The 4758-nt window shown below is 70.4% G+C and carries 6 protein-coding genes; 2 read left to right on the top strand and 4 right to left on the bottom strand.

Features of this window, described 5'->3' with window-relative positions:
* Window positions 1-723: amidohydrolase family protein (locus tag I2501_RS38705; protein ID WP_196198771.1), on the top strand; the 723-nt coding region annotated here is incomplete at its 5' end.
* A gap of 37 nt (window positions 724-760) precedes the next feature.
* On the opposite strand, the gene I2501_RS38700 is transcribed toward I2501_RS38705, so the two are convergent.
* The 4 genes from I2501_RS38700 to I2501_RS38685 all read right to left on the bottom strand — a co-directional run bounded on the left by I2501_RS38700 (window position 761) and on the right by I2501_RS38685 (window position 3995).
* On the bottom strand, window positions 761-1153 hold the full coding sequence (locus I2501_RS38700; RefSeq protein ID WP_196198770.1) for a hypothetical protein: 393 nt from the start codon (window positions 1151-1153) through the stop codon (window positions 761-763).
* A gap of 169 nt (window positions 1154-1322) precedes the next feature.
* Window positions 1323-1895, bottom strand: a complete 573-nt coding sequence (locus I2501_RS38695; protein WP_408022823.1) for a TetR/AcrR family transcriptional regulator — start codon at window positions 1893-1895, stop codon at window positions 1323-1325.
* Between the two features lie 107 nt (window positions 1896-2002).
* Window positions 2003-2602 carry a pyridoxamine 5'-phosphate oxidase family protein gene (locus tag I2501_RS38690; protein WP_196198772.1) on the bottom strand — a complete coding sequence of 200 codons (600 nt, stop codon included), beginning with the start codon at window positions 2600-2602 and terminating at the stop codon, window positions 2003-2005.
* Between the two features lie 154 nt (window positions 2603-2756).
* The gene (locus I2501_RS38685) at window positions 2757-3995 is read right to left on the bottom strand and encodes a globin domain-containing protein (RefSeq protein ID WP_236048073.1); all 1239 of its coding nucleotides are present in this window, start codon (window positions 3993-3995) and stop codon (window positions 2757-2759) included.
* Window positions 3996-4272: 277 nt separating this feature from the next.
* Here I2501_RS38685 and I2501_RS38680 point away from each other — a divergent pair.
* Window positions 4273-4758: NAD-dependent epimerase/dehydratase family protein (locus I2501_RS38680; protein WP_196198767.1), on the top strand; the 486-nt coding region annotated here is incomplete at its 3' end.

Raw genomic sequence — 4758 nt, 5'->3', positions numbered from 1 at the left:
GCCATGGCCCGCGACCGCATCCGCGCCGGAACCATGGGCGCCGAAGACGTCCTGCACGACCTCGGCGTCATCGGCATCACCAGCAGCGACGCGCAAGGCATGGGCCGCGCCGGAGAAACCGTCCGCCGCACCTTCGCCATGGCCGGAAAAATGAAACACGAACTCGGCCCCCTCGACGGCGACGGCTCCTACGGCACCACGGAGTCCGGCGACGACAACGAACGCGTCCTGCGCTACATCGCCAAACTCACCATCAACCCCGCCATCGCCCACGGCCTCGCCCACGAGATCGGCTCCATCGAACCCGGCAAACTCGCCGACATCGTCCTATGGCGCCCCGACCACTTCGGCGCCAAGCCGCAACTCGTGCTCAAGTCCGGGTTCCCCGCCTACGGCGTCACCGGCGACCCCAACGCCTCCACCGACCGCTGCGAACCCCTCGTCCTCGGGCCCCAGTTCGGCGCCCACGGCGCCACCGCCGCCGACATCTCCGTCGCGTTCGTCGCGGGCGCGGCCGTCGCCAACGGCGACCAGATGCCCACCCGCCGCCGACGCGTCCCGGTCCGACACACCCGCGGCATCGGCCCCGCCGACATGCTCCGCAACCACCGCCTCGGCACCGTCGACGTCAACCCCACCACCGGCACCGTCACCCTCGACGGAGACCCCCTCCACAGCCACCCCGCCGACAGCGTCACCCTCAGCCGCCTCTACTTCCTGTAGAGGCATGCTCGTCCTGGTCCGTGACTACCGACTTCGATCAGAAGTCGGCGCACACGATGTTTGCGACATCGCCGATTCCCGCGCACACCGGATCCGAGTTGGCGGGAAATGCCCCCTCCTCGGAGAATCCCCGCCAGCTGTGCGCCGGAATATCAATTCCCTGGCTGAAGACCTGGCCGTTGTGGAATTCGTAGTACAGCGATTCGGTCTGGTCGTAGGAGTACCCGTTGAGGGCGTTCACTGCGGTCGTTTCGGTGGTGTAGTCGAACGATATGCACTCGGTCCAGCTGTGGTAGGTCCCGCAGTGCTGAACGTAGTCGTCAGCGTGTGCCGACGGTGCGACGACCACGGTACTCACGCCGATTGCGGCCACGGCGCCGAGTGTGGCCGAGAGCCTGCGCAGCCGCCGAGCCTTGACGAATCCGAACATGGATGTGCCCCCTGTGTTTCAGCCTATTCAGCGGTGGCCCGTGCGAGCCCGTACGCCAGCGAATCTAGGGCCGACGGACGCATGCTGTGGAGTGTCGGTATGCACAGTGAAGGACGGCCTCCGGTGCCACCGTGCACAGCGTCCCGTCGCGAGAAGGGGCAGGCAGAGTTCAGCTACGGGTGACGGCCCCGCCCAGCCGGGACAGTTCGACGTCGATGGCCTCGGACATCAGCGCGCGGGCATGCGCGAGGGGGAGGCTGCCGCTGAGCCAGCGGGTGCTGAGGCCCTCCAGGAGGGCGGTGAGCCGCTCGGCGGCCTGGGCCAGAGCACCTGCGCCCGCCATCGGGTGGACCTTGCCCAGGAGTTCGGCGACCTCCTGGTCCCAGACGAGGGTGGCGCGGGCCAGGTCCTCGCGCAGGTCCGGGTCGAAGACGGCGCTGGCGCGCAGCTCGCCCCAGGCGGTGCTGTTCTCGCGCACCGTGGCGGTGTCCTGGAACTCCAGCAGGAGCGTCTGCTCCAGCTCGCCGCGCGCGTCCAGGGGCGGGGCGTCCGGGTCGCGGGAGGTGGTGTAGCTCTCGGCGCGGTCGTTGATGAAGTCGAGCGTGGCCCGCAGAATGCCCTGGCGGTTCTTGAAGTGGTAGTAGATCAGCGCCGTGGAGACCCCTGCCTCCGCCGCCAGCTCCTCGACCCGCAGCCCGCGCACCCCGCGCCGGGCGATGACCCTGGCTGCTGCTTCCAGCATCGTCGTTCTACGGTCGCTACGGTCCGCCATAATCCCGCACCCTACATGCGGGGACGGACTGACTGAAAATGTAGTCCGCGCCGAGTCTCTGCCGAGTCCGCGCCGCGCTACCGGTCCACGCCCGGCCAGGCGTCCGGCGCGGCCGTGAACGCGGGCACCGGCGGGGCGGTGAAGTACTGCTGGTCGCGGGGGCGCTTCGTCTCGGGGGACGCGGTGCGCACGGCGGGTTCGAGGTGCGGGATGTGCTTGGAGCAGTGGATGTACGCCTCGTCGACCGTGACGTGGACCCAGAGCTCCGGGCGGCGGCCGGGGGCGGAGTCCACCGGCAGCTGCGGGTAGTGCGTGCGTATCTGGGCGTCGGGGACCAGCAGGGCGCTGCCGTTGACGTGCAGCCCTATGTGGTCCCGGGTGAAGTCCATGAAGAGCATGCCGACTTGGGGGTTCTCGGTGATGTTGCCCGCGCTGGCCATGACCCCGTTGCCGCGGTACTCCGGGTAGGCGAGGGTGCGGTCGTCGAGGATCTGCACGAACCCGGGAGGCCCCGCGCGGAAGCTGGCGTCGCAGGCACCCCGCGCGTCCGAGGTGGAGAGGAAGACCATTGACATCCGCGCGACGAACTCACACATCGCCGGCGTGAGGTACGGGTGCACCTGACGGTCGTAGAACTCGGCGGCGCGCTCGACGGTGCCGTGCCGCTGCTGCAGCATGCGCTCGCCTGCTGAGCCGAAGCTGTGGTCGGGCGTGGTCACGGAAGAAGTGCTCCTGGGTCGGGAGGAGTGGAGTCTAAGGGAGCGACCAGTGAGGGTGGTGGGGAGACCGTCGAAGTTGTGCGGGTGAGTTGTGGTCAGGGGGAGGCGGCTGTCAGTTCAGGGCCAGGGACGGCACCCCGAACGGGTCGTGGCGGATGCGCGCCGGGGGGACGCCGGTCCGGCGCAGCACGTCGGCCGCGGCGGTGACCATCGGGGCGGGGCCGCTGAGGTAGGCGTCGTGCCGGTACCAGGGCCCGAACTCCGCGAGCACGCTCGGCAGCGAGCCGTTGAGGCCGACGATGTCCTGGTGGGAGACCGCGGCCCGGACCCGCAGCCAGTGGTTGCGCTGCGCGAAGCGGAGCATGTCGTCCATCCCGTACAGCTCGTCGGAGGTGCGGGCGCCCATGAAGACGTCCATCCGGCGTCCGCCGCCGTGGCGGGCGCTCTCCTCGACCAGGGCGCGGATCGGGGCCAGGCCGGTGCCTCCGGCCACGCAGAGGATGTCGCGGCCGGACGAGTGGTCGAGCACCATGTCGCCCAGCGGCGGCCCGAGTTTGACGTGGTCGCCGACCGCCGCGCGGCGGACCAGGGCGTTGCTCACCCAGCCGCCCGGCACGGCCCGCACGTGGAAGGTGAGCGTCCCGTCCTCACGCGGGGCGTTGGCGGGGGAGTAGTAGCGCCACTCGCGGGGCCACCAGGGCGTCTCCATGCTGACGTACTGACCGGCGGCGTAGCGGTAGGGCTGGTCGGGCATCACGGTGATCGCCGCGATGCCGAAGACGAACTCCTCGCGGTGCACGATCCGGGCCATCCAGGACGCGGGCCGCACCATCGAGTCCGCGTCGGCCGCGCTCATCATGACCTGCGCGACCGTGGTGTACGCGAGCGTCCACGCGCGCGCCGCGTCGGCGGTCCAGGCGGGACCGGCGAAGCGGGCCAGGGAGGCGAGCAGGCACTCGCCGACGGCGTCGTAGTGCGCGTTCTCGGTGCCGAACTTACGGTGGTCGCGGCCGAGATGGGCGCAGAAGCGCGCCAGCTGCTCCGGGTCGTCGACGAGGTCGACGATGTGCAGCAGGGCCCGCAGCAGGCGTCCGCGCTGGGTGTCCATCCCCGGCGGGAACATCTCCCTGACCTGGGGGTAGCGCGTGAACAGGATGGAGTAGAAGTACACCGCCAGATCGGCCGCGTAGGGCTCGACCACGGCCAAGCTGGCACGTACCAGCGCGATGTCACGCGGCGTCAGACCGCCCTCGGGCGCCCCACCCGGAGCCGCCTCGCGTCCCTCAGGAGCGTCCGCACCCTCGGGGGTGTCGGATCGCGGCGCGCCGGACTTTCGGGGTTGGAACCACAAGGCGGGATGCTCCAGGTAGGCAGTAACGTCGCACGACATCCCCCGTAGGAGCCAAGCGTCGCTTGGGCCCAAGATCTGACCACATTCTTTTCACAGCCCACATCGGCGGCCAAGTGTCCACTCGATATGCCGATGAAATCAACACATGTCGCACACATTTGTGAAGACCACATCGGTGTTCGTGACGACGGTTCGGCGGCGCGGCCCGGCTTACGGTTCTCTGACGAGCTGTGGTGCTGACCCCTGGTGCGGCGACCGCGCGCCTAGCGTCGCAGTCATGAAGATTCTGCTCACCGGCGGCGCCGGGTTCATCGGATCGGCGGTGGCGCGGCGACTGGTCGCCGCCGGGCACGAGGTCCGGGTGCTGGACGCCCTGCTCCCCGCCGTCCACCCCGACCGCGGCGCGGCGGACGCGCTGCCCGCCGAGGTCGAGTTCGTGCACGGCGACGTCCGCGACCCGCAGACGGTCGAACGCGCACTGCGCGGCACGGACGCGGTCTGCCACCAGGCCGCGATGGTCGGGCTCGGGCTCGACCTCGCCGACGCGCCGGACTACGTCGGCTGCAACGACCTCGGCACCTCGGTCCTGCTCGCCGCGATGGCCCGGACCGGCCCGCGTCACCTGGTCCTGGCCGGTTCGATGGTGGTCTACGGCGAGGGACGCTACGACTGCGCGGAGCACGGCCGGGTCGCCCCCGGGCCGCGCCGGGCCGCCGACCTGGACGCCGGGCGGTTCGAACCGCCCTGCCCGCACTGCGGCACC

This window comes from Streptacidiphilus fuscans (assembly GCF_015690355.1).
GTDB classification, from domain to species: domain Bacteria; phylum Actinomycetota; class Actinomycetes; order Streptomycetales; family Streptomycetaceae; genus Streptacidiphilus; species Streptacidiphilus fuscans.
Note: the sequence above shows the minus strand (reverse complement) of the source record. Positions and strands in the feature narration are given on the sequence as shown.

Coding starts and splice junctions, on each gene's coding strand:
- I2501_RS38700 (WP_196198770.1), bottom strand. CDS start 1,153: ATGTTCGGATTCGTCAAGGCTCGGCGGCTGCGCAGGCTCTCGGCCACA.
- I2501_RS38695 (WP_408022823.1), bottom strand. CDS start 1,895: ATGCTGGAAGCAGCAGCCAGGGTCATCGCCCGGCGCGGGGTGCGCGGG.
- I2501_RS38690 (WP_196198772.1), bottom strand. CDS start 2,602: ATGCTGCAGCAGCGGCACGGCACCGTCGAGCGCGCCGCCGAGTTCTAC.